Genomic DNA, 19,157 nt, shown 5'->3' with positions numbered 1-19,157 from the left:
GCGGTGGCCCAAGCGGTACTTCAGTTGTTTCATATTCCTCTTCCTTGATCTTCGTGTTCCCGAGCAAATGCTCATAATCAGCTTTAAGGAATGACAATATGGAAACCGGTACCGTTAAATGGTTTAACGACGCAAAAGGCTTTGGCTTCATCTCCCCGGATGCAGGTGGTGAAGATCTGTTCGCCCATTTCTCCGAGATTCGCGCCGATGGCTTCAAGTCGCTGCAAGAAGGTCAAAAGGTGAGCTACCAGTCCGGCAAGGGTCAAAAAGGCCCGCAAGCCACCAATATTCAGCCGCTCTGATTCGATCAGAAAGCGCGAAATTAAAGAAGCCCCGCTCTGCGGGGCTTTTTGCATTCCAGCGTTTTGACGGAGTCAGGCCGACGCCGCCCGTCATCGCCGCTGCCGTTCGGCGATCGATGGTGCTTTCCCGTGCACTGTGCCATCTGGTGGAAGCCTGGCCGTTCGGCGGCCCGGTCTTGCGCCTGACCGTTATGCCTCTACAATCTCGCCTTCAAACAGCCCATCCCCTGTTAAGATACGGATGCCATGGTTATGGCATGGGCCGATTTGGAGATATTTGCTAGGCGTGAACATGAGCGGGACAACAGGAAAAACGATTGCGCCAAAAGAGGTCATCAACCTTCTCATGGTCTGCCACGGCAATATCTGCCGCTCGCCGACGGCGGAGGGGGTGATGCGCGCCAAGGTCGAGCGCGCCGGCTTGGCGGCGGCCATCCTCATTGATTCGGCTGGCACTCACGGTTACCACGTCGGCGAGGCGCCGGACCAGCGCAGCCAGCAGGCGGCCCGCCAGCGGGGGTACGACCTGTCGACACAGCGTGCGCGCCAGGTGACCCGGGCCGACTTCGAGCGCTTCGATCTGGTGTTGGCGGCCGATCAGCGCAACCTTGCCGCCCTGCGTCAGCTGTGCCCGCCGGGCATGCAGCACAAGCTGGCCTTGATGCTGGCGCCGCTTGGTCCCAACCAGGAGGTGCCCGATCCCTATTACGGCGGCGCCAGCGGTTTCGATCGCGTGCTCGACCTGCTCGAGGCTGCCTGCGACGGCTGGCTTGCACGACTGCAGCAGGCTGAAATCCAGCCCTGAAGCCGGATGGTCTGCCGCCATCTGCGGTCTGATGCTGCTATCATCAATAAACAAGAAAAACGCCATGGGAGATCGTCCCGGGCATTGCTTCGGCCAACCCCGCCCACCTGGTGCGCGCTCCGGTCATAAAAGGAAATTCATGGGGATTCCGCCGAAAGTGGTCAACGCCAAACCAACAACCATTGACGTCGCACCCAGTCACTCGGCCGACATCATCCTGGCGCGGCAGCCTGGGCGTGCGCCCTTGCTGCGGCAGAGCGTCATTGTCATCGGCTCCTCGACCGGCGGCACGGAAGCCCTGCGAGCACTGCTGACGGTGCTGCCCGAGGGGATGCCACCGATCCTGGTGGCCCAGCACATGCCGGAGATGTTCACCAAATCGTTCGCCGCCCGGCTCGATTCCCTGTGCAAACTGCGCGTGAAGGAGGCTGAGGACAACGAGCGGCTCCAGGCCAATACCGTCTACATCGCCCCTGGCCACTCTCACCTGCTGTTGCAGGCCGTACCGGCCCTGGGTTTGGTCTCCAGTCTCAACGCCGGTCCACCGGTCAACCGTCACCGCCCTTCGGTCGACGTGCTGTTCCGCTCTGCGGCCAACGTCGCCGGCAAGAACTGCATCGGCATCATCCTCACCGGCATGGGGCGTGACGGCGCCAGCGGTATGCTCGAACTGAAGCAGGCGGGCGCCTACAACATCGCTCAGGACGAGGCCAGCTGCGTGGTGTTCGGCATGCCCAAGGAAGCCATCGCGCAGGGCGGAACGCACGAGGTGCTGCCGCTGACCTCCATCGCCGCGCGCTTGCAGGCACTGGTACAGCAGCGACCGCCGCAGTCATAACAGGACAATCATGACGTTTTTACCCATTCTGGTGGTCGAGGACGACGCCGATCTGCGCGAAGCCATCGTCGACACCCTGAGCCTCTCCGGTTACCCCACGCTTGAGGCCGGCGACGGTCACGAGGCGCTTGCGGTACTGGCGAAGGAGCCGGTCGGGCTGATCGTGTCCGACGCTCAGATGCAGCCGATGGATGGCTACGCGCTGTTCGACGAGGTGAAAAAGCGCCATCCCGGCGTGCCCTTCATCCTGATGACTGCTTACGGCGTGATCGAGCGTGCTATCGAGCTGCTGCGCGCCGGCGCCACCCATTACTTGCTCAAGCCCTTCGAGCCGGCCAGCCTGATCCGTGAAGTCGAAAAGCACCTGCTGCGCATGCCGGGGGGCGACGACGACGGCGTGGTGGCCGAGTCGGCCGCCATGCGCCAGCTGTTCTCGTTGGCCGGGCGGGTCGCGCAAAGCGACGCCACAGTACTGATTTCCGGCCCCAGCGGCGCCGGCAAGGAGGTGCTGGCGCGGTACATCCATCGCCATTCGCGACGTGCGCCAGGCCCGTTCGTGGCGGTCAACTGCGCGGCGATACCGGAAAACCTGCTGGAGTCGACCCTGTTCGGGCACGAGAAGGGTGCCTTCACCGGTGCGGCCCAGGCGCTACCTGGCAAGTTCGAGCAGGCCCAGGGCGGCACGCTGCTGCTCGACGAGATCACCGAAATGCCGCTGGCGCTGCAGGCCAAACTGTTGAGGGTGCTGCAGGAGCGCGAAGTGGAGCGGGTCGGCAGTACCCGTACCATCCGGCTCGATGTGCGGGTGCTGGCCACCACCAACCGCGACATCCAGCGTGAAGTGGAAGCAGGACGTTTCCGCGAGGACCTGTATTTCCGCCTCAACGTCTTCCCGCTGACTATCCCGTCGCTGGCGGCACGGCGCGACGATATCCTGCCGCTGGCACGGCTTGTGCTTAAACGGTATGCAGAGGCCGCCGGACGGGGCCCCCTCAGGCTATCGCCCGAGGCGGAGCGTCAATTGACGGCCTATAGTTGGGAAGGTAACATCCGCGAACTGGAAAATGTCATGCAGCGGGCGGTGATTCTTGCCGCCGGGGTGGAAATTCTTGCCGCCGATCTGATGCTGTCAGACTATTCCTGCCTTGTGGAACCGGTTGCCTTTTCCCCGGTTGCCGTCGCCCCGTCAGCGGAGTCAGACATGAAGACGCTGGAGCGCCGGCACATTCTGGAAACACTGGCTGCCGTAGGTGGAGTGAAGAAGCTCGCGGCGGAAAAACTGGGCATCAGCGAACGCACCCTGCGTTACAAGTTGCAGCGTTATCGGGAGGACGACTCGATGGCGGACGCGGACGAAGGGTAGATCGGGGTGCCAGGCAGCAGGGAGTAAGCATGTCGACACAGGGTATTGACCAGCTATTAGGAGAATTGCGAGCGTCCGCTGCGTTGGCGGCGGGCAAGGCACCGCAGCCGCAGGAGACATCGCAAGTTGACTTTGCGGATGTTCTCAAGTCCACTATCGAGCAGGTAAATTCCGCTCAGCAGACTTCGCAGGAAATGCAGAAGCAGTTTGAGCTGGGGGAGGAAGGGGTTAACCTGCAGGACGTGATGGTGTCTTTGCAGAAAGCCAGTCTGTCGTTCCAGACCATGGTCCAGGCACGCAACAAGCTGGTATCCGCCTATCAGGAAATCATGAATACTCAGATCTAGCGCTGCCCGTGTCATGCCGGCAGCGGTTTGAATTGAAAGCATAAAACCACTGTATGGCTGATCTGGCAGATAACGCTACACCCCCCTGGCGCACGCGCGTCAATGAAGCGAGCGACCGCTTCAAGGCGCTGCCCAACAACAAGAAAATCCTCCTGTTTGCGGCGTTGGCTGCCGTATTCTCGGTCATTGTCGGCCTGCTCATCCTCAACCGTACGCCCGACTACAAAGTCCTGTTCGCCAATCTGGCCGACCGCGATGGCGGCCAGATCACGGCTGCCCTGCAGCAGATGAACGTGCCCTATCAGATCGGTGGCGGCGGCGTGATCTCGGTGCCGTCCGACAAAGTCTACGATGTCCGTTTGAAGCTGGCGGCGCAGGGGCTCCCCAAGGCCGGTGGCGTCGGCTTCGAACTGATGGACAACCAGAAGTTCGGCATCAGCCAGTTTGCCGAGCAGGTCAACTACCAGCGCGCCATCGAAGGTGAACTGGCGCGCACCATCGAGGCTATCGGCGCGGTCGAGTCGGCGCGCGTGCATATCGCCATCCCCAAGCAGAGCGTGTTCGTGCGCGACCAGCAGCAGCCGACGGCGTCGGTGATGCTCAACCTGTACCCGGGGCGCGTGCTCGATGGCGGCCAGATCTCCGGCATCCTGCACCTGGTTTCCAGCTCCGTTCCCAATCTGTCGGCGCGCAACGTGACCGTGGTCGACCAGGACGGCAACCTGCTTTCCAGTCAATCCGACGTCAATAATGCCGCCGGGCTCGACCAGCGCCAGCTCGGCTACGTGCACCAGATCGAGAGCGATTTCGTCAAGCGCATCGAGGGAATCCTGGAGCCGATCTTCGGCAAGGGCAACGTGCGGGCGCAGGTCACCGCCAACGTCGATTTCTCCGAGGTGGAGCAGACCTCGGAAACCTTCCGTCCAAACTCGACGCCGAACCCCTCGGCGACGCGCAGCCAGCAGATCGTCGAGAAGCTGGGGAGCGGTTCCAATCTGCCGGGTGGCGTGCCCGGCGCCTTGTCCAATCAGCCGCCGTCGGCCGCTTCGGCGCCGCTGACCTTGCCGCCGGGGGCCGCGCCGGGGACGGCTACCTTGTCCGGTCAGCCCCTGGGGCAGAACGGTGCGCTCGAGCGGCAACTCATCACCAACTACGAAGTCGACAAGACCATCCAGCACACCAAGCTGCCAAAAGGGGTGCTCAAGCGTCTGTCGGCGGCGGTGGTGGTCAACTATCGCCTGATGCCGGATCGCAACGGCGAGGTGAAGCCGACCCCGCTCACTGCCCAGGAAATCCAGCAGATCAATAATCTGGTGCGCGAGACCATGGGCTATAACACGGAGCGTGGCGACACCCTCAACGTGGTCAACGCCGCTTTCGCCGGCAACGCACCTCCCGCCTCGCTGCAGGAGAAGGTCGTCGACTACGTCAGCAGTAACGCTACCGACCTGGTCAAGTATGTGCTGCTGGCGATCGCCGTGCTGTACCTGTTGTTTGGCGTGGTACGTCCGATCGTGCGCGACGTGCTCAAACCGGCCAAGGGCGACAAGGGGCAGCCAGGCGCCGCCGGCGAAGAAGCGGGTGGGGTGCCCGGCCGCTTGCTGGCCGTGGCCAGAGAAGAGGGTGAGGCCGGAGCCGCGGCGGTCGAGGAGGCCAACCTCGATCCGCGTGAACTGCAGCGCCGCCAGTACATGAGCAATCTGGAAGCCGCTCGCGAGTTGGTCAAGGCCGATCCGCGCATGGCGGCCCAGATCATCAAGGAATGGATCAGTTCCGATGAGTGACAACGGAGTGCACCGCAGCGCGGTGCTGCTGTTCAGCCTGGGGCAGGCCGAGGCCGTCGAGGTGTTCAAGTACCTCGGTCCCAAGGAGGTCCAGAAGATTTCGCTGGCCATGGCCTCGATCAACAATCTCAGCCACGAGGACATCGACGACGTCGTCGGCAAATTCCGCGAGGAGTGCCAGGCGCGAGCGAGTCTCGGCGCTTCCGACGAATACCTGCGCAACGTGCTGGTCGAGGCGCTGGGGGCGGACAAGGCGTCCAACCTGCTCGACAAGATCATGCAGGGCAACGACCAGAGCGGCATCGAGAGCCTGAAGTGGATGGACCCGTCGTCGGCCGCCGACCTCATCCGCAACGAGCACCCGCAGATCGTCGCCACCATTCTGGTTCATCTCGACCCGGATCTGTCCAGCGCCATCCTGGGTTACTTCCCCGAGCGACTGCGCAACGAGGTGCTGATCCGCACCGCCACGCTGGAAGGGGTGCAACCGCAGGCGCTGCGTGAACTGAATGACGTACTGACGCAGCTCTTGTCGGGTTCCGACCGCATCAAGAAGAGCGCCGCCGGCGGTATCGCCCTGACGGCGGAAATCCTCAACTTCATGGGTGGCAATGTCGAAGCCTCGGCGTTGGGCTATATCCGCGAGCACGATCCCGAGCTGGCGCAGCGCATTCAGGACAAGATGTTCGTGTTCGAGAACATCCTCGACATCGACGACCGTTCGATCCAGACCATCCTGCGCGAAGTGCAGACCGATTCGCTGGTGGTGGCGCTCAAAGGCACCAGTCAGGAGCTCAAGGACAAGATCTTCCGCAATATGTCGCAGCGTGCGGCGGAAATGCTGCGCGACGATCTCGAGGCCAAGGGGCCGGTCAAGCTGTCCGAGGTGGAAGCCGAGCAGAAAGAGATTCTCAAGGTGGTGCGCAAGCTCGCCGACGACGGCCAGATCGTGTTAGGCAGCAAGGGCGGTGATGAAGGCCTCGTCGAGTAACACCATCATTCCGGGGGAGCAAGTCACGGAGTGGCGCACCTGGTCGCCAGCCAGCTTCCAGGAGGAGGCGCCGTCGCCCCTTGACGGCAGTGAGGGAGAGGCGGATCCCGTCGCTTCCGAGGAAGAGGCGCTGCTGACGGGAGACGATCCCGACCCGGTGGCAGAAGGCGAGGCCGATCCCGCTGACGAGGTTCCTGCCAGCTCCTACCCGACCGCCGCCGAGCTCGAGGCCATTCATCAGGAGGCGTGGCAGACCGGTCACGAGGCCGGCCTGGCTGAAGGGCGCCAGCAAGGACATGCCGAAGCGCTGGCCGAGGCCTCCACCGCGTTTGCCCGGCATTGGGAGCCTCTGCAGGCTCTGGCCGACCAGTTTGCCGAGGGGCTCAACCGGATCGAGGCCGACATGGCGCACGATCTCCTGTCGTTCTCGGTCGGCCTGGCCGAGCGGCTGGTGGCGGCGCATCTGGCCTGCGATCCATGTGCCATCGAGTCGCTACTGCGCCAAGCCATGTCGGACCTGCCGGCTTCGCTGGGGCAGGCGCGCTTGCGCGTCAACCCCGCCGATCTGGAGGTGGCGCGCACCTTCTTGCAGCAGGAGACCCCGGAAACCGTCTGGCAGTGGCTGGCCGATCCGTCCATCGCGCGCGGCGGCTGCATTATCGACACGGCCCAGTTGCGGCTGGACCTGACCCTGGCTGCCCGCCTCGAGGCGCTGAAGTCTGCCCTGGGATTGGAGCCGTCCGCCAATGACTCACCCGCTGCTTGAGCGCCAGCGGCGCTTCCTTGCCGATTGCCGTGCTGTCGCCGATCGCACCCCGCTGTGGTCGACGCGCGGCAAGCTGGTGCGCGTTACCGGCATGGTGATGGAGGCTGTCGGCCTCAAGCTGCCGGTGGGGAGCGCCTGCTCTGTGGCGCTGCCGGATGGCGGCCGTGTCGAGGCGGAGGTGGTCGGGTTTGCCGGCGACAAGGTGTTTCTGATGCCGCTGACCAATGTTCAGGGTCTGTTGCCGGGCTCCGAAGTGCGGCCGCTGGCGATGCAGCATGCCCCGGCCTTCGGCCAGGCGACGGTGCCGCTCAGTCTCAATGGGGTGGCCGGGAGGCAGGTTCCCGTCGGCTTCAATCTGTTGGGGCGGGTGCTGGATTCCCTCGGGAGGCCGCTCGACGAGAAGGGGCCGCTGCAGCCGGAAGCCTACTTCCCCTTGTACAGTCAGCCGCTTAACCCGCTGGAGCGCTCGCCGGTACGCGATGTCCTGGACGTCGGTGTACGTGCCATCAACGGCCTGCTGACCGTGGGGCGCGGCCAGCGCCTGGGCCTGTTCGCCGGCTCCGGCGTCGGCAAGAGCGTGCTGCTGGGTATGATGGCGCGCTTCACCAAGGCGGACATCGTGGTGGTGGGTCTGATCGGGGAGCGGGGGCGCGAGGTCAAGGACTTCATCGAGAACATTCTTGGCGAGGAAGGGCGCGCCCGCTCGGTGATCGTGGCCGCACCGGCCGATACCCCGCCGTTGATGCGTCTGCATGGCGCCGCCTACGCCACGGCGCTGGCCGAGTACTACCGTGAGCAGGGGCTCGACGTGCTGCTGTTGATGGATTCGGTAACGCGCTACGCCATGGCGCAGCGTGAGATCGCACTCGCCATCGGCGAGCCGCCCGTCACCAAGGGCTACCCGCCCTCGGTGTTTGCGCGCCTGCCGCAACTGATCGAACGCGCCGGCAATGCTGCGCGGGGTGGCGGGGCCATCACCGCATTCTATACCGTGCTGTCCGAGGGCGACGACCAGCAGGATCCGATCGCCGATGCCGCCCGTGCCATTCTCGATGGCCACTTCGTGCTGTCGCGAGAGTTGGCCGAAGCCGGCCATTACCCGGCCATCGATATCGAGCAGTCGATCAGCCGGGTCATGGTCGACGTGGTAGCACCGCGCCAGATGGACCTGGCGCGGCGTTTCAAACAACTCTACTCCCGCTACCAGCGCAACCGCGACCTGATCAGCGTCGGCGCTTACGTAGCCGGCTCCGACCCGATGCTGGATGAGGCGATCCGGCGCCAGCTGCCGATGGTCGGCTTTCTCACCCAACCGATGCACGAATCCCACGGTTATGACTCCTGTCTCGAGCAGTTGGCCACGACCCTGGCGTAGTGAGCGCAGCCGATGAAGCCCAGCAAGTACGCGTTACTGGTCAGGTTGGCCGAAGAAAAGCAGGAAGCCGCCGCCGAGCGCATGCGGCAGGCCCAGGCCCGTCTGGCGGAAGCGCTGTCGCGACTGGATCAACTCGATGCCTTTCGTAACGAGTATCGCCAACGGCTGCTGCAGGGCGGAGGGCAGGGTATGGCGGTGGCGCAGTGGCAGGATTTCCATCGCTTCATAGCGCGGTTGGACGAGGCCATGGCCACCCAGCAGACCGAGGTCGACCGCTGCAAGCAGACCTTTTTGCTGGCGCGGCAGGCCTGGAACAACGAGCGCAAGCAGTTGAAGGCGTTCGAAACGCTGATCGAGCGCGAACGGGCGAGGCAAGAGGCGCTCGAAGCCAAGCGACAGCAGAAGCTGAGCGACGAGTTCGCCACCCGGCGTTTCTGGGACAAGCAGCACGAGGACTAGGCTGCCGGTGTGCTGACCAAGGTGCGGCGCCGGGTGCGGCTCCGTGACGTGAGGTGCCTGCAATGTCCTGGCCCGGAACTTGCTTTTTTATGGCCATCATTTAGCTGGAAGCCCATGGCCATGACTATTTCCATTCTTTCCCCGGCCGCGAGCGCCAAGGCCGTGGCCGTCCAGAGCGGCACCTCGGCCGCCGGCGTTGTTGCGGAAGGTTCCCCGTTCGCCGGTCTGTTCGGTCTGCAGCTGAGCCAGCTCGCCGCGCTGTCGCCGGCCTCCTCCGGCACCGAGTCAGACGGGGAGGGGGCAGGCAACGTCAAGAAATCGGCCAAGAAAGCCCCGTTGTCGGATGAGCCGGTGCTCGCTGGACCGGTCATGGCCTTGCCTACGGTGCCGCCGACCATTACCCCGGAACTGAAGCAGGGTTTGCAACTCGGGAAGGGCGACGCGTCGCCGGCGGACGAGGCGCAGCAGGAGTTGCTGACCGCGCTGAAGGGCGACCGGCATGCGCTGCCGGGGGCGCAAAATTTGCCGGTGGACGGCGCGGCGCAAGGACAATTCTTGCCGGTTCACGCTTCGGCCACTGGCGCGGCGCATGCGGCGGCTGAAGCCGGCCAGGCCAAGGTGCTGGCCTTGCCGCTGCCGATCAGCGACAGCAACTGGGCCAAGTCCATGAGCGAGCAGATGCTCTCGCTGGTCAGCGTGAAAGCCGACAAGGCACAGATCCAGATCAATCCACCCGAACTCGGCCCGATCGATGTCACGCTGAAACTCAACCATGACCAAGTTCAGGTCACGTTCAGTGCGACCACTCCGCAAGCGCGCGAAGCCGTGGAAAACAGTCTGCCCAAGCTCGCCTCGATGCTGGCGTCGAGCGGCTTGCAGCTGGCCGACGCTCAGGTTTCCAGTGGCCAATCCGGCGACCCGCGCCAGTTCCAGCGTCAGGCCAAGGCCGCGCGCCAGCAGGAAGACGCCCCTGCAGAGGGTAATGACACCTTGTCGCTGATCAATAAGGCAAGGAATGTCTTGAGCATTTTTGCCTGAATCCGGGTGGGCAACCCATCATGGGCGGACGGGATGGAACCGTGCCCCCCATAAAATGACGAATAACACGTCGAATTTGTCATTCGCCTCTATCCAGTCTGCTGCGATTTCTGGAAAATAGCATAAAGAGATCGCTTACTATTTGAAGACTGCAAGATACGGATTGAGGTTTATGGCGGAAGAAAAGAAAGCCGAAAAAAAATCGGGAGGCGGCGGCAACAAGCTGATGATCGTTGTCATCGCTTTGCTGCTGCTGGTTCTTGTCGCCGTCGGGGGGCTGGCCGCCTACATGTTCACCAGCCTGCATGCACCGGCTGGCGACGCCCATGCCGAACAGGCGGTCGAGAAACCCAAGAAGAAGAAAGACGGCCCGCCCATCTTCGAAAAACTGGATACCTTCGTCGTCAACCTGGCCGGCAATGGCGGCAACATGCTGCAGGTGGACATGCAGGCAGAACTCGCCAGCGAAGAAGCCAAGAAAAAATTCACCGAGTACATGCCCAAGATCCGCAGCGCACTGATTCTGCTGCTGTCGTCCAAGTCATCGGATGAGCTCTCCACACCGGAGGGCAAGGTGAAGCTGAAGGCTCAGGTCAAGAAGATCATCAACGAATCGATGGACGCGGGCGAGGAGCAGCCGGTGGAAAACATCCTGTTTACCGCTTTCATCATCCAGTCGCAGTAACGCCATGGCCGACGATATCCTCTCCCAGGACGAGGTCGATGCCCTTCTGCGGGGTGTCACGGGAGAAGAGGCCGAGGACGACAGCGGCCAGGACTCGCAGGGTGTTCGCACCTACGACATCGGTCGTCAGGAACGCATCGTGCGCGGGCGCATGCCGACGCTCGAGATCATCAACGAGCGTTTTGCCCGCAACCTGCGTATCGGCTTGTTCAACTTCATCCGGCGCAACGCGGAAATCTCCGTCGGGCCGGTGCGGGTGCAGAAGTACAGCGAGTTCATCCGCAATCTGGTCGTGCCGACCAACCTCAACCTGGTTCACGTCAAACCGCTGCGTGGCACCGGTCTGTTGATCTTCGACCCCGACCTGGTGTTCCTGGTGGTCGACAACCTGTTCGGCAGCGACGGGCGCTATCACGTCCGTGTCGAGGGGCGCGACTTCACCCCCACCGAGCAGCGCATCATCCGCCGTCTGCTGGAGGTGGTGTTCACCGAGTACCAGAAGGCCTGGGAGCCGGTCTACCCGATCGAGTTCGTCTATCTGCGCTCGGAGATGAACACGCAGTTTGCCAATATCGCGACGCCGACCGAGGTGGTGGTGGCCATGACCTTCCATATCGAGATGGGCGCGGGCGGCGGCGAGTTCCACGTCTGCCTGCCGTACTCCATGGTCGAGCCGATTCGCGACGTGTTGTCGAGCACCATGCAGGCCGACCGTACCGAGGTCGACAATCGCTGGGTCAGCCTGATGTCGCGCCAGGTGCAGGCGGCCGAGGTCGACTTGGTCGCCACGCTGGCCGGTACCAGCGTGACGCTGGGCCAGGTGCTGAATCTGAAGCAGGGCGACGTCGTGACGCTGGAGATTCCGGAAATGATCATCGCCGACGTGTCGGGGATTCCGGTGGTCGAATGCACTTACGGCACGGTGCAGGGGCACTATGCCCTGAAGGTAGAAACCATTCTGGCCGGGGCGCACGAGTTGGCCGAGCCCAAGGCTGGAGGAGAGCAACAATGAGTGACGAGCAACAATCGAATATGGGCGAAGACGAGGTGTCGATGGACGACTGGGCGGCCGCCATGGCCGAGCAGGAGTCGGTCGAGGCCCAGGCCGAAGCAACGGTACAGCCGGCCCATGCGCTGTTCCAGGAGTTCGGTGCGGCGGCAGCCAGCGCCAGCGTGCCGCAGAACCTGGACATGATCCTGGACATCCCGGTGCAGCTCACCGTGGAGCTGGGCCGCACCCGCATCGCCATCCGCAACCTGCTGCAACTGGCGCAGGGTTCGGTGGTCGAGCTGGACGGACTGGCCGGCGAGCCGATGGACGTGCTGGTGAACGGCTGCCTGATCGCCCAGGGTGAAGTGGTCGTGGTGAACGACAAGTTCGGCATCCGTCTCACCGATATCATTACCCCGGCCGAGCGCATCCGGCGATTGCAGAAATAAGATGCGCGGCTTGTTATTGTTGTTGCTGGCGCTGCCGGCCGCCGCCGCCACGTCATCGACGTCGCCGCCCGGCCCGTTGATGAGCCTGTTGCAGGTCGTCATCGGCTTGGCCATCGTGCTGCTTGCCATCGTTGGCGTGGCCTGGCTGTTCCGCCGCTTGAGCGGCGGCATGCTGCCGGGCTCGCACCGGCTGCGCGTGGTCAGCGGTCTGATGGTGGGGCAGCGCGAGCGGGTGGTGATCGTCGAACTGGAAGGTGAATGGCTGGTGCTGGGAGTGACGACCCAGGCGGTCAACCTGCTGACGCGCCTGCCGCGCCCGGACGACGCCGACGATGCCGCCGCCACCCCGGGCGAGCCGTTCGCGCGCTGGTTGAAGAAGGCGCTGAACGCTTCCCGTCCCCCTTCCGGTCCCTCTGCTTCATGAAACGTTTTCTGGTTTTCTCCGGCCTGCTGCTGGCAGGCCTGTTCCCGCTGCTGGCCGACGCTGCCGGTCTGCCGCTGATGAACAGCACGCCGGCCGCCGGCGGCGGGCAGAGCTATTCGCTCAGCCTGCAGATGCTGCTGTTCATGACGGCGCTGTCGTTCATTCCGGCCCTGCTGCTGATGATGACCTCGTTCACCCGCATCATCATCGTGCTGTCGTTGCTGCGCCAGGCCATGGGCACGATGCAGGCGCCGCCCAACCAGGTGCTGGTCGGGCTGGCGCTGTTTTTGACGCTGTTCGTGATGGGGCCGACCTTCGACCAGGTGTACAGCAAGGCCTGGGTGCCGTTCTCCGAGGACAAGATCGGCTTTGCCCAGATGCTGGAGGAGGGCAGCAAGCCGATGCGTGAGTTCATGCTGAAGCAGACGCGCGAGAAGGATCTGGCATTTTTCATCGAGGTATCGCAGTCGCCGGCGCCGCCCACCCCGGCCGAGGTGTCGATGAAGACCCTGATTCCGGCCTTCGTCATCAGCGAGCTGAAGACGGCGTTCCAGATCGGCTTCATGGTCTTCATCCCGTTCCTGATCATCGACCTGGTGGTGGCCAGCATCCTGATGGCAATGGGGATGATGATGGTATCGCCGGTGATCATCTCCCTGCCGTTCAAGCTGATGCTGTTTGTGCTGGTGGACGGCTGGACCTTGCTGATGGGGTCGCTGGTACGGAGTTTCTACACCGGATGAACATTACGCTCGTCACGTTGGCCGAAGCCGACCTAGTCGCCTGCCACGCGCTATTCGTCGACGCCGTACATGCGCTTGGACGGCGTCATTACACCGAGGTGCAATGCGTGGCCTGGGCGCCTCCCGGTCCGATGCCGGCGAGCTGGCGAGCCGCCTGGGCGCGGCGCCTTGGAGGGAGTACCGGGCTCAAGGCGGTCGCCGACGATGGGGCGCTTGCCGGCTTTGCCTGGCTGACCGACGACGGCGAGTTCGACATGCTGTTTGTGGCCCCGTGGGCGGCGGGGCAGGGCGTGGCGAGCCGCCTCATCGCCGCCTTGGAGGCGACGGGGCGCCAGGCCGGCCTGGCCGAGCTGTCCGTCTATGCCAGCCATGGCGCGCGCCCGGTGTTCGAGCGCGCCGGTTTCGCCGTCGAATCGGATCATATCGCCTGGCGCGACGGCGTTGCACTCGACAACTGGATCATGAAGAAAGCCTTGCCATGAGTCCCGAACTCGTCATCAATCTCGTCCAGAACGCCCTGTACGTCCTGATCATCGTCGCGGCACCGGTGTTGCTGGTGTCGCTGTTGGTCGGTCTGCTGGTCAGCGTGCTGCAGGCGGCGACCCAGATCAACGAAATGACCCTGACCTTCATTCCCAAGCTGCTGGCGCTGTTCGTCACCCTGGTGCTGGCGGGGCCGTGGATGATCAATACGCTGGTCGACTACACCGTGCGGCTGTTCCAGAGCATCCCCAACGCGATCGGCTGATGTTTCCGATCAGCGACCTTCAGATCAACGCGCTGGTCAGCCTGTTCGTCTGGCCCTTCGCCCGCATCATGGGCGTGCTGCTGGCCGACCCGCTGTTCTCGTCGCGTTCCGCCCCGGCCCGGTTCAAGGCCGGTTTTGCACTGCTGCTGACCTTGCTGCTGGTGCCGCTGCTGCCGCCTCAGCCGGCCATCCCGGTGGTTTCGGCCGAGGGCGTGGCGGTGCTGGTGCAGCAGCTGCTCATCGGGCTCGCCCTGGGTCTGGTGATGCGCGTGGTCATCACCGCGGTCGAGATGGCCGGCTTCGTCATGGGGACGCAGATGGGCCTGGGCTTCGCCTCGTTCTACGACCCGATCAACGCGGCGCAGGTGCCGACCATCGCGCGTATCCTGACGCTGTTCACCTTCCTGCTGTTTCTGTTGATGGGCGGGCATCAGGTGGTGATCGAGATCCTGCTCGAAAGCTTTCGCACCCTGCCTATCGGCATGACGCTGCCGCCCGACCGGCTCAAGGCGTTGGCGGAGTGGGGGGGGCATATCTTCAACTGGGGGCTGTGGCTGGCGTTGCCGGTGGTGGCGGCCTTGCTGGTGACCAACCTTGCCATCGGCGTGATGACCCGCGCCTCGCCGCAGTTCAACATCTTCACTTTCGGCTTCCCGCTTACCCTGCTGGTCGGTTTTGCCGCGCTCTACCTGTCGGTGCCGCTGATGGTGCCGGCGATCGAATCCATCTATCGCGAGGCCTTCGCCTTCATGCAGGGCATGCTGAAGTCGGGGTAGCTTTCTGGTAACATGTCGCCGATTTCATCGGACTCAACCCGGCCGCGTTGCGGCCTTTATTACTGACTGAGGCGACTATGGCTGGCCACAGCAAATGGGCGAACATCAAGCATAAGAAAGAACGCGCGGACGCCAAGCGCGGCAAGATCTTTACCCGACTGATCAAGGAAATTACCGTTGCCGCCCGTCTTGGCGGCGGCGATATCGACACCAACCCGCGTCTGCGTCTGGCGGTCGACAAGGCCTGGGGCGCCAACATGCCGAAAGACAACGTGCAGCGCGCCATCGACCGTGGCGCCGGCACGCTGGAAGGCGTCGACTACGTGGAAATCCGCTACGAGGGTTACGGTATCGGCGGTGCGGCCGTGATGGTCGATTGCATGACCGACAACAAGACCCGTACTGTGGCCGACGTGCGCCACGCCTTCAGCAAGTACGGCGGCAACATGGGTACCGACGGCTGCGTGGCGTTCCAGTTCAAGCACTGCGGCTACCTGGTGTTCGCGCCGGGTGTCGACGAGGATGCGCTGATGGAAGCGGCGCTGGAAGCCGGTGCCGAAGACGTTGTCACCAACGACGATGGTTCGATCGAGGTGATTACCGCGCCCTACGAATTCACCGAGATCAAGGGCGCGCTGGAAGCGGCCGGCTTCAAGGCGGAAATGGGCGAAGTGACCATGCGCGCGCTGAACGAAACCGAGCTGACCGGCGAAGACGCCGAGCGCATGCAGAAGCTGCTCGACGCGCTGGAAGACCTGGACGACGTGCAGGAGGTGTACACCTCTGCCGTGATGGACGACTAAATAGAGCGGCTAAGAAAACCCTCCCTGTGTTGTTGCGCTCGCGTGCGAATCTTTGATTCGTCCAGCAAGCACTTGCCGTACTATTTGTACTGTCTGCGGCAGCGCGCCTGGCAGGGACCGCTTCGCTGGGTTTTGTTAGCCACTCTAAGCGCTGGGGAATACATCTGCTGCGCACCCGGATCCCGGGCCGGTGATGCTCGCCGCACCCTTATGTACGGCTGTGCTTCTCGAACCGGCCTCGGCGCGCTCGCTACGATTTCTTCCTCAAGCGCTTAGCCGGGTCCAATGTCCTGCAAGGCCTGCCATGATGGTGGGCCTTTTGCTTGTTTGGGAGCGCATCCATGTCTTACCGAACGTTGCTGCCGGCCTTGCTGTGGTGGGGGCTGTCGCTGTGGCTGCTGCTGAAGCCGGCGGGGGAGCCGTCTGCGCTTCCCCATTTCGACAAGATCGGCCACTTTGCGCTGTTCGCGGTGCAGGCCGGCTTGCTGGGCTGGGGCTGGCGCCGTGCCGGCTTGCCGCATGCCGTGTGCGCGGCCTGGCTTGCCTGTGCGCTCTGGGCGGGAGTGTCCGAGGGGCTGCAGGCCTGGCTGACCGCCGATCGCGCGGCGGAGTGGCTGGACGCCCTGGCCGATGTCTTGGGGGCCTCGCTGGCGCTGGCGGGACTGGGCCGCTTCGTCGCGCCAGCCGGCAAGGCGGTGTAAACTGAGCGTCATTTTGCCGGTCTTGGAGCCCATCTCATTAGGCGGCTGTGCCTTCGCATCTTGAGCGCCAGCGGACTGCGTGCGAATTTTAATTCGCTCAGCGATCAGGAATCCTCATGTACTCTGTGTACATTCCGGTTCCTGTGCTCCGGTGGCGCTCAACCTGCCTTGGCTCGCTCGTTTACTGAGACAGGCTCTTGCCGGCAGCTATCCGACGTCCCACGGCCATCCCGGGGAGAAAGATGACACCATGACCCAGACCCATGTCGCCCGCCGCCAGCGCCTGATGAGCCAGATCGGGGAGGGGATGGCGATCCTGCCCACCGCGCCCGAAGCCATCCGCAACGCGGACACCCATTACCCATACCGGCCCGACAGCCATTTCCTCTATCTCACCGGTTTCGCCGAGCCGGGGGCGGTGCTGGTGCTCGATGCCCGCGCCGGCAAGTCCATCCTGTTCTGCCGTGAAAAGAACCTGGAGCGGGAAATCTGGGACGGTTTCCGCCACGGCCCGGAAGGGGCGAAGGAGCAATTCGGCTTCGACGAGGCCTATCCCGTTTCCGAGCTTGATCAGCGACTGCCGGATCTGCTCTCGGGGCAGCCGCAATTATGGTGGAACGTTGGCCGAAGCCCGGCATTCGACCAGCAGGTAGCGGGCTGGCTCAATGCCGTGCGCGCCCGCTTCCGCACCGGGGAACAGGCTCCCCCGCGTTTCGGCGACCTGCTGGTGCCGCTCGACGAAATGCGCATGGTCAAGGACCCTGGCGAGATCGCCACGCTGCGCCGCGCCGGACAGATTTCGGCTGAGGCGCACGTGCGCGCCATGCAGTCCACCCGCCCCGGACGCTACGAATACCAGGTCGAGGCCGAACTGCTGCACACCTTCGTCAGCCACGGCGCGCGTTTCCCGGCCTACGAGAGCATTGTCGCCGGCGGAGCCAATGCCTGCACGCTGCATTACGTCGGCAACGACTGCCGGCTCAACGATGGCGAGATGCTGCTGATCGACGCCGGCTGCGAGCTGAATGGCTATGCCGCGGACATCACCCGAACCTTCCCGGTCAACGGCCGCTTCAGCGGCCCGCAGCGCGATCTGTACGAAGTGGTGCTGGCCGCCGAGCTGGCGGGCATCGACGCGGTCAAGCCCGGCGCGGTGTGGACGGCCCCCGGCGACGCCGCGTTGCAGGTGCTGGTGCGCGGCATGCTCGACCTGAAGCTGCTGCAAGGCACGGTGGACGGCGTGATCGAATCCGGCGCCTTCCGCCAGTTCTACATGCACAGCATCGGCCACATGATCGGGCTCGACGTGCACGATGTCGGCCAGCGCAAGCAGGGCGGCGAGTGGCGGAGCTACCAACCGGGCATGTGCACCACCATCGAGCCGGGACTCTACATCCGTCCGGCCGACAACGTGCCGGCGGCGTTCCACAATATCGGCATCCGCATCGAGGATGACGTGCTGGTGACCGAAACCGGCCGCGAGGTGTACACCGCGGCGGTGCCCAAGGGCGTGCAGGAAATCGAGGACCTGATGCGCGCGCAATGAGCTGCGGCATCGGCAGAATGACTCTGGTGAAGCAACGAAACGATGACAGTAAACCCTGAACACGCCGATATCGTGGTAGTCGGAGGCGGCCCGGTCGGCGCCTTGGCTGCCCTACGTTTTGCCCGCGCCGGGCGCCGCGTGCTGCTGGTGGAGGCGCGCGCCAAGGAGGCGCCGATCCGCGACGCGCGCGCGCTGGCGCTGTCCTGGGCCAGTCGCCAGATGCTGCGTGACGCCGGCGGCTGGCCGGACGAGCTGGCCGCAACGGCGATCGACACCGTGCACGTATCGCAGCAGGGCAGCTGCGGCCGCACCGTGCTCGACCGTGCCGACCTGGCGCTGCCGCACCTGGGCGTGGTGGTCGACTACCCGGTGCTGACCGCATCGCTCAACGCCGCGCTGGAAAGCGCCGGGGTCATGGTGTTGTGGCAGAGCCGGGTGGAGTCGGTGAAGTCGCTGCCGCATTACGCACGGCTGACCGTGACCAGCCCCGAGGGGCCGGGCATGCTCACCGCGCGGCTGGTGGTGCTTGCCGAAGGGGGCGAACTCGCCGCCACCCTGCCCGGCGTCAAGCGCCTGAGCCACGATTACCGCCAATGCGCGGTGCTGGCGCCGATCACCACCGAACGGCCGCCGCAGGGCGTGGCCTACGAGCGTTTTGCCGCGCACGGTCCACTGGCGCTGCTGCCGCACGGCGACGGTTTCATGCTGGTGTGGACGCGCAGCGCCGACGACGCCGTTCGATTGCGTGATAGCGACGACAGCGTGCTCATCGCCGAGTTGCAGCAGGCCTTCGGCGAACGCCAGGGGCGGATTCTCACGGCGGGACCGCGCGCGGTGTTCCCGCTCGCGCTCAAGCAGGCCAACCGACTGGTCAGCGGGCGCGTGGCGCTGATCGGCAACGCCGCTCAGACCATGCATCCGGTCGCGGCGCAGGGACTCAATCTGGGCCTGCGCGACGCGGCCGGTCTAGCCGACGCCTTGGAGGGGGTGGCCGATCCGGGCGATGCCCGAGCCCTCGCCGTCTTCGCCGGGGCACGCAAGATCGACAGTCATGCCGTGGTGGGTTTCACCCATGGCCTGATCCGCCTGTTCGACGGTCATTCGCCGCTGGTCAAAACCGTGCGCGGCGCCGGCATGATGGCACTCGACGTGCTGCCACCGCTGCGTCGCGCCTTTGCCGGTCACCTGGTATTCGGTGTGTGAGTGCTTGTGAATAAATCGGC

23 protein-coding genes are annotated in these 19,157 nt (G+C 64.1%); all 23 read left to right on the top strand.

The features are described 5' to 3' along the window. The first annotated feature begins 98 nt into the window (after positions 1–98). The 23 genes from FURADRAFT_RS16285 to FURADRAFT_RS16175 all read left to right on the top strand — a co-directional run bounded on the left by FURADRAFT_RS16285 (position 99) and on the right by FURADRAFT_RS16175 (position 19,137). Positions 99–302 (top strand): cold-shock protein, encoded by a 204-nt coding sequence (locus tag FURADRAFT_RS16285; protein ID WP_008955261.1) that lies wholly within the window; start codon positions 99–101, stop codon positions 300–302. 292 nt (positions 303–594) lie between these two features. Continuing rightward, positions 595–1,107: a low molecular weight protein-tyrosine-phosphatase gene (locus tag FURADRAFT_RS16280; protein ID WP_040653105.1), complete on the top strand. Its 513-nt coding sequence runs from the start codon at positions 595–597 to the stop codon at positions 1,105–1,107. Positions 1,108–1,246: 139 nt separating this feature from the next. Beyond that, a complete protein-coding gene (locus tag FURADRAFT_RS16275) occupies positions 1,247–1,945 on the top strand; it encodes a chemotaxis protein CheB (protein ID WP_008955259.1) in 699 nt (232 codons plus the stop codon). Between the two features lie 10 nt (positions 1,946–1,955). Beyond that, positions 1,956–3,308 carry a sigma-54-dependent transcriptional regulator gene (locus tag FURADRAFT_RS16270; RefSeq protein ID WP_008955258.1) on the top strand — a complete coding sequence of 451 codons (1,353 nt, stop codon included), beginning with the start codon at positions 1,956–1,958 and terminating at the stop codon, positions 3,306–3,308. Between the two features lie 29 nt (positions 3,309–3,337). Then, positions 3,338–3,655, top strand: coding sequence for a flagellar hook-basal body complex protein FliE (gene fliE, locus FURADRAFT_RS16265; protein ID WP_008955257.1), 318 nt, complete (start codon positions 3,338–3,340; stop codon positions 3,653–3,655). 53 nt (positions 3,656–3,708) lie between these two features. Beyond that, positions 3,709–5,439 carry a flagellar basal-body MS-ring/collar protein FliF gene (gene fliF, locus FURADRAFT_RS16260; RefSeq protein WP_008955256.1) on the top strand — a complete coding sequence of 577 codons (1,731 nt, stop codon included), beginning with the start codon at positions 3,709–3,711 and terminating at the stop codon, positions 5,437–5,439. Continuing rightward, complete coding sequence (gene fliG / locus FURADRAFT_RS16255; protein WP_008955255.1) at positions 5,432–6,430, top strand: flagellar motor switch protein FliG; 999 nt, start codon at positions 5,432–5,434, stop codon at positions 6,428–6,430. The genes fliF and fliG overlap by 8 nt, the downstream gene beginning before the upstream one ends. Further along, positions 6,411–7,196, top strand: coding sequence for a flagellar assembly protein FliH (locus tag FURADRAFT_RS16250; protein ID WP_008955254.1), 786 nt, complete (start codon positions 6,411–6,413; stop codon positions 7,194–7,196). The genes fliG and FURADRAFT_RS16250 overlap by 20 nt, the downstream gene beginning before the upstream one ends. After that, a complete protein-coding gene (gene fliI, locus FURADRAFT_RS16245) occupies positions 7,177–8,571 on the top strand; it encodes a flagellar protein export ATPase FliI (RefSeq protein ID WP_008955253.1) in 1,395 nt (464 codons plus the stop codon). Before FURADRAFT_RS16250 ends, fliI begins: the two co-directional genes overlap by 20 nt. Positions 8,572–8,583: 12 nt before the next feature. Continuing rightward, entirely contained in the window at positions 8,584–9,030 is a 447-nt protein-coding gene (fliJ, locus tag FURADRAFT_RS16240) for a flagellar export protein FliJ (RefSeq protein ID WP_008955252.1), read from the top strand. A gap of 120 nt (positions 9,031–9,150) precedes the next feature. Then, complete coding sequence (locus FURADRAFT_RS16235) at positions 9,151–10,068, top strand: flagellar hook-length control protein FliK (protein WP_236261613.1); 918 nt, start codon at positions 9,151–9,153, stop codon at positions 10,066–10,068. A 172-nt stretch (positions 10,069–10,240) separates the two neighbouring features. Continuing rightward, positions 10,241–10,753 (top strand): flagellar basal body-associated FliL family protein, encoded by a 513-nt coding sequence (locus tag FURADRAFT_RS16230; RefSeq protein WP_008955250.1) that lies wholly within the window; start codon positions 10,241–10,243, stop codon positions 10,751–10,753. 4 nt (positions 10,754–10,757) lie between these two features. Further along, on the top strand, positions 10,758–11,765 hold the full coding sequence (gene fliM / locus FURADRAFT_RS16225) for a flagellar motor switch protein FliM (RefSeq protein ID WP_008955249.1): 1,008 nt from the start codon (positions 10,758–10,760) through the stop codon (positions 11,763–11,765). Further along, positions 11,762–12,193, top strand: a complete 432-nt coding sequence (gene fliN / locus FURADRAFT_RS16220; RefSeq protein WP_008955248.1) for a flagellar motor switch protein FliN — start codon at positions 11,762–11,764, stop codon at positions 12,191–12,193. Before fliM ends, fliN begins: the two co-directional genes overlap by 4 nt. A 1-nt stretch (position 12,194) precedes the next feature. Beyond that, on the top strand, positions 12,195–12,617 hold the full coding sequence (gene fliO / locus FURADRAFT_RS16215) for a flagellar biosynthetic protein FliO (protein WP_008955247.1): 423 nt from the start codon (positions 12,195–12,197) through the stop codon (positions 12,615–12,617). Next, positions 12,614–13,360, top strand: a complete 747-nt coding sequence (gene fliP / locus FURADRAFT_RS16210; protein ID WP_008955246.1) for a flagellar type III secretion system pore protein FliP — start codon at positions 12,614–12,616, stop codon at positions 13,358–13,360. The genes fliO and fliP overlap by 4 nt, the downstream gene beginning before the upstream one ends. Next, entirely contained in the window at positions 13,357–13,842 is a 486-nt protein-coding gene (locus tag FURADRAFT_RS16205; RefSeq protein ID WP_008955245.1) for a GNAT family N-acetyltransferase, read from the top strand. The genes fliP and FURADRAFT_RS16205 overlap by 4 nt, the downstream gene beginning before the upstream one ends. Beyond that, a complete protein-coding gene (fliQ, locus tag FURADRAFT_RS16200) occupies positions 13,839–14,108 on the top strand; it encodes a flagellar biosynthesis protein FliQ (RefSeq protein ID WP_008955244.1) in 270 nt (89 codons plus the stop codon). Before FURADRAFT_RS16205 ends, fliQ begins: the two co-directional genes overlap by 4 nt. Then, a complete protein-coding gene (fliR, locus tag FURADRAFT_RS16195) occupies positions 14,108–14,884 on the top strand; it encodes a flagellar biosynthetic protein FliR (RefSeq protein ID WP_008955243.1) in 777 nt (258 codons plus the stop codon). The genes fliQ and fliR overlap by 1 nt, the downstream gene beginning before the upstream one ends. Before the next feature lie 77 nt (positions 14,885–14,961). Continuing rightward, complete coding sequence (locus tag FURADRAFT_RS16190; protein WP_008955242.1) at positions 14,962–15,687, top strand: YebC/PmpR family DNA-binding transcriptional regulator; 726 nt, start codon at positions 14,962–14,964, stop codon at positions 15,685–15,687. 341 nt (positions 15,688–16,028) lie between these two features. Further along, on the top strand, positions 16,029–16,388 hold the full coding sequence (locus FURADRAFT_RS16185; protein WP_008955241.1) for a VanZ family protein: 360 nt from the start codon (positions 16,029–16,031) through the stop codon (positions 16,386–16,388). 250 nt (positions 16,389–16,638) lie between these two features. Continuing rightward, the gene (locus tag FURADRAFT_RS16180) at positions 16,639–17,934 is read left to right on the top strand and encodes an aminopeptidase P N-terminal domain-containing protein (RefSeq protein ID WP_008955240.1); all 1,296 of its coding nucleotides are present in this window, start codon (positions 16,639–16,641) and stop codon (positions 17,932–17,934) included. A 42-nt stretch (positions 17,935–17,976) separates the two neighbouring features. After that, positions 17,977–19,137 carry an FAD-dependent monooxygenase gene (locus tag FURADRAFT_RS16175; protein ID WP_008955239.1) on the top strand — a complete coding sequence of 387 codons (1,161 nt, stop codon included), beginning with the start codon at positions 17,977–17,979 and terminating at the stop codon, positions 19,135–19,137. Positions 19,138–19,157 lie beyond the last annotated feature (20 nt).

The organism is Pseudogulbenkiania ferrooxidans 2002 (assembly GCF_000174355.1).
GTDB lineage: Bacteria > Pseudomonadota > Gammaproteobacteria > Burkholderiales > Chromobacteriaceae > Pseudogulbenkiania > Pseudogulbenkiania ferrooxidans.
This window is presented reverse-complemented; position numbering and strand designations above follow the sequence as displayed.

Excerpts from the sequence above, each read along its gene's own strand:
- fliG (WP_008955255.1), top strand. The coding sequence starts at position 5,432 with ATGAGTGACAACGGAGTGCACCGCAGCGCGGTGCTGCTGTTCAGCCTG.
- FURADRAFT_RS16285 (WP_008955261.1), top strand. The coding sequence starts at position 99 with ATGGAAACCGGTACCGTTAAATGGTTTAACGACGCAAAAGGCTTTGGC.
- fliM (WP_008955249.1), top strand. The coding sequence starts at position 10,758 with ATGGCCGACGATATCCTCTCCCAGGACGAGGTCGATGCCCTTCTGCGG.
- fliI (WP_008955253.1), top strand. The coding sequence starts at position 7,177 with ATGACTCACCCGCTGCTTGAGCGCCAGCGGCGCTTCCTTGCCGATTGC.
- fliO (WP_008955247.1), top strand. The coding sequence starts at position 12,195 with ATGCGCGGCTTGTTATTGTTGTTGCTGGCGCTGCCGGCCGCCGCCGCC.
- FURADRAFT_RS16275 (WP_008955259.1), top strand. The coding sequence starts at position 1,247 with ATGGGGATTCCGCCGAAAGTGGTCAACGCCAAACCAACAACCATTGAC.
- FURADRAFT_RS16190 (WP_008955242.1), top strand. The coding sequence starts at position 14,962 with ATGGCTGGCCACAGCAAATGGGCGAACATCAAGCATAAGAAAGAACGC.
- FURADRAFT_RS16235 (WP_236261613.1), top strand. The coding sequence starts at position 9,151 with ATGACTATTTCCATTCTTTCCCCGGCCGCGAGCGCCAAGGCCGTGGCC.
- FURADRAFT_RS16280 (WP_040653105.1), top strand. The coding sequence starts at position 595 with ATGAGCGGGACAACAGGAAAAACGATTGCGCCAAAAGAGGTCATCAAC.
- fliN (WP_008955248.1), top strand. The coding sequence starts at position 11,762 with ATGAGTGACGAGCAACAATCGAATATGGGCGAAGACGAGGTGTCGATG.
- fliR (WP_008955243.1), top strand. The coding sequence starts at position 14,108 with ATGTTTCCGATCAGCGACCTTCAGATCAACGCGCTGGTCAGCCTGTTC.
- fliF (WP_008955256.1), top strand. The coding sequence starts at position 3,709 with ATGGCTGATCTGGCAGATAACGCTACACCCCCCTGGCGCACGCGCGTC.
- FURADRAFT_RS16180 (WP_008955240.1), top strand. The coding sequence starts at position 16,639 with ATGACCCAGACCCATGTCGCCCGCCGCCAGCGCCTGATGAGCCAGATC.
- fliQ (WP_008955244.1), top strand. The coding sequence starts at position 13,839 with ATGAGTCCCGAACTCGTCATCAATCTCGTCCAGAACGCCCTGTACGTC.
- FURADRAFT_RS16270 (WP_008955258.1), top strand. The coding sequence starts at position 1,956 with ATGACGTTTTTACCCATTCTGGTGGTCGAGGACGACGCCGATCTGCGC.
- fliP (WP_008955246.1), top strand. The coding sequence starts at position 12,614 with ATGAAACGTTTTCTGGTTTTCTCCGGCCTGCTGCTGGCAGGCCTGTTC.
- FURADRAFT_RS16230 (WP_008955250.1), top strand. The coding sequence starts at position 10,241 with ATGGCGGAAGAAAAGAAAGCCGAAAAAAAATCGGGAGGCGGCGGCAAC.
- fliE (WP_008955257.1), top strand. The coding sequence starts at position 3,338 with ATGTCGACACAGGGTATTGACCAGCTATTAGGAGAATTGCGAGCGTCC.
- FURADRAFT_RS16250 (WP_008955254.1), top strand. The coding sequence starts at position 6,411 with ATGAAGGCCTCGTCGAGTAACACCATCATTCCGGGGGAGCAAGTCACG.
- fliJ (WP_008955252.1), top strand. The coding sequence starts at position 8,584 with ATGAAGCCCAGCAAGTACGCGTTACTGGTCAGGTTGGCCGAAGAAAAG.
- FURADRAFT_RS16175 (WP_008955239.1), top strand. The coding sequence starts at position 17,977 with ATGACAGTAAACCCTGAACACGCCGATATCGTGGTAGTCGGAGGCGGC.
- FURADRAFT_RS16185 (WP_008955241.1), top strand. The coding sequence starts at position 16,029 with ATGTCTTACCGAACGTTGCTGCCGGCCTTGCTGTGGTGGGGGCTGTCG.
- FURADRAFT_RS16205 (WP_008955245.1), top strand. The coding sequence starts at position 13,357 with ATGAACATTACGCTCGTCACGTTGGCCGAAGCCGACCTAGTCGCCTGC.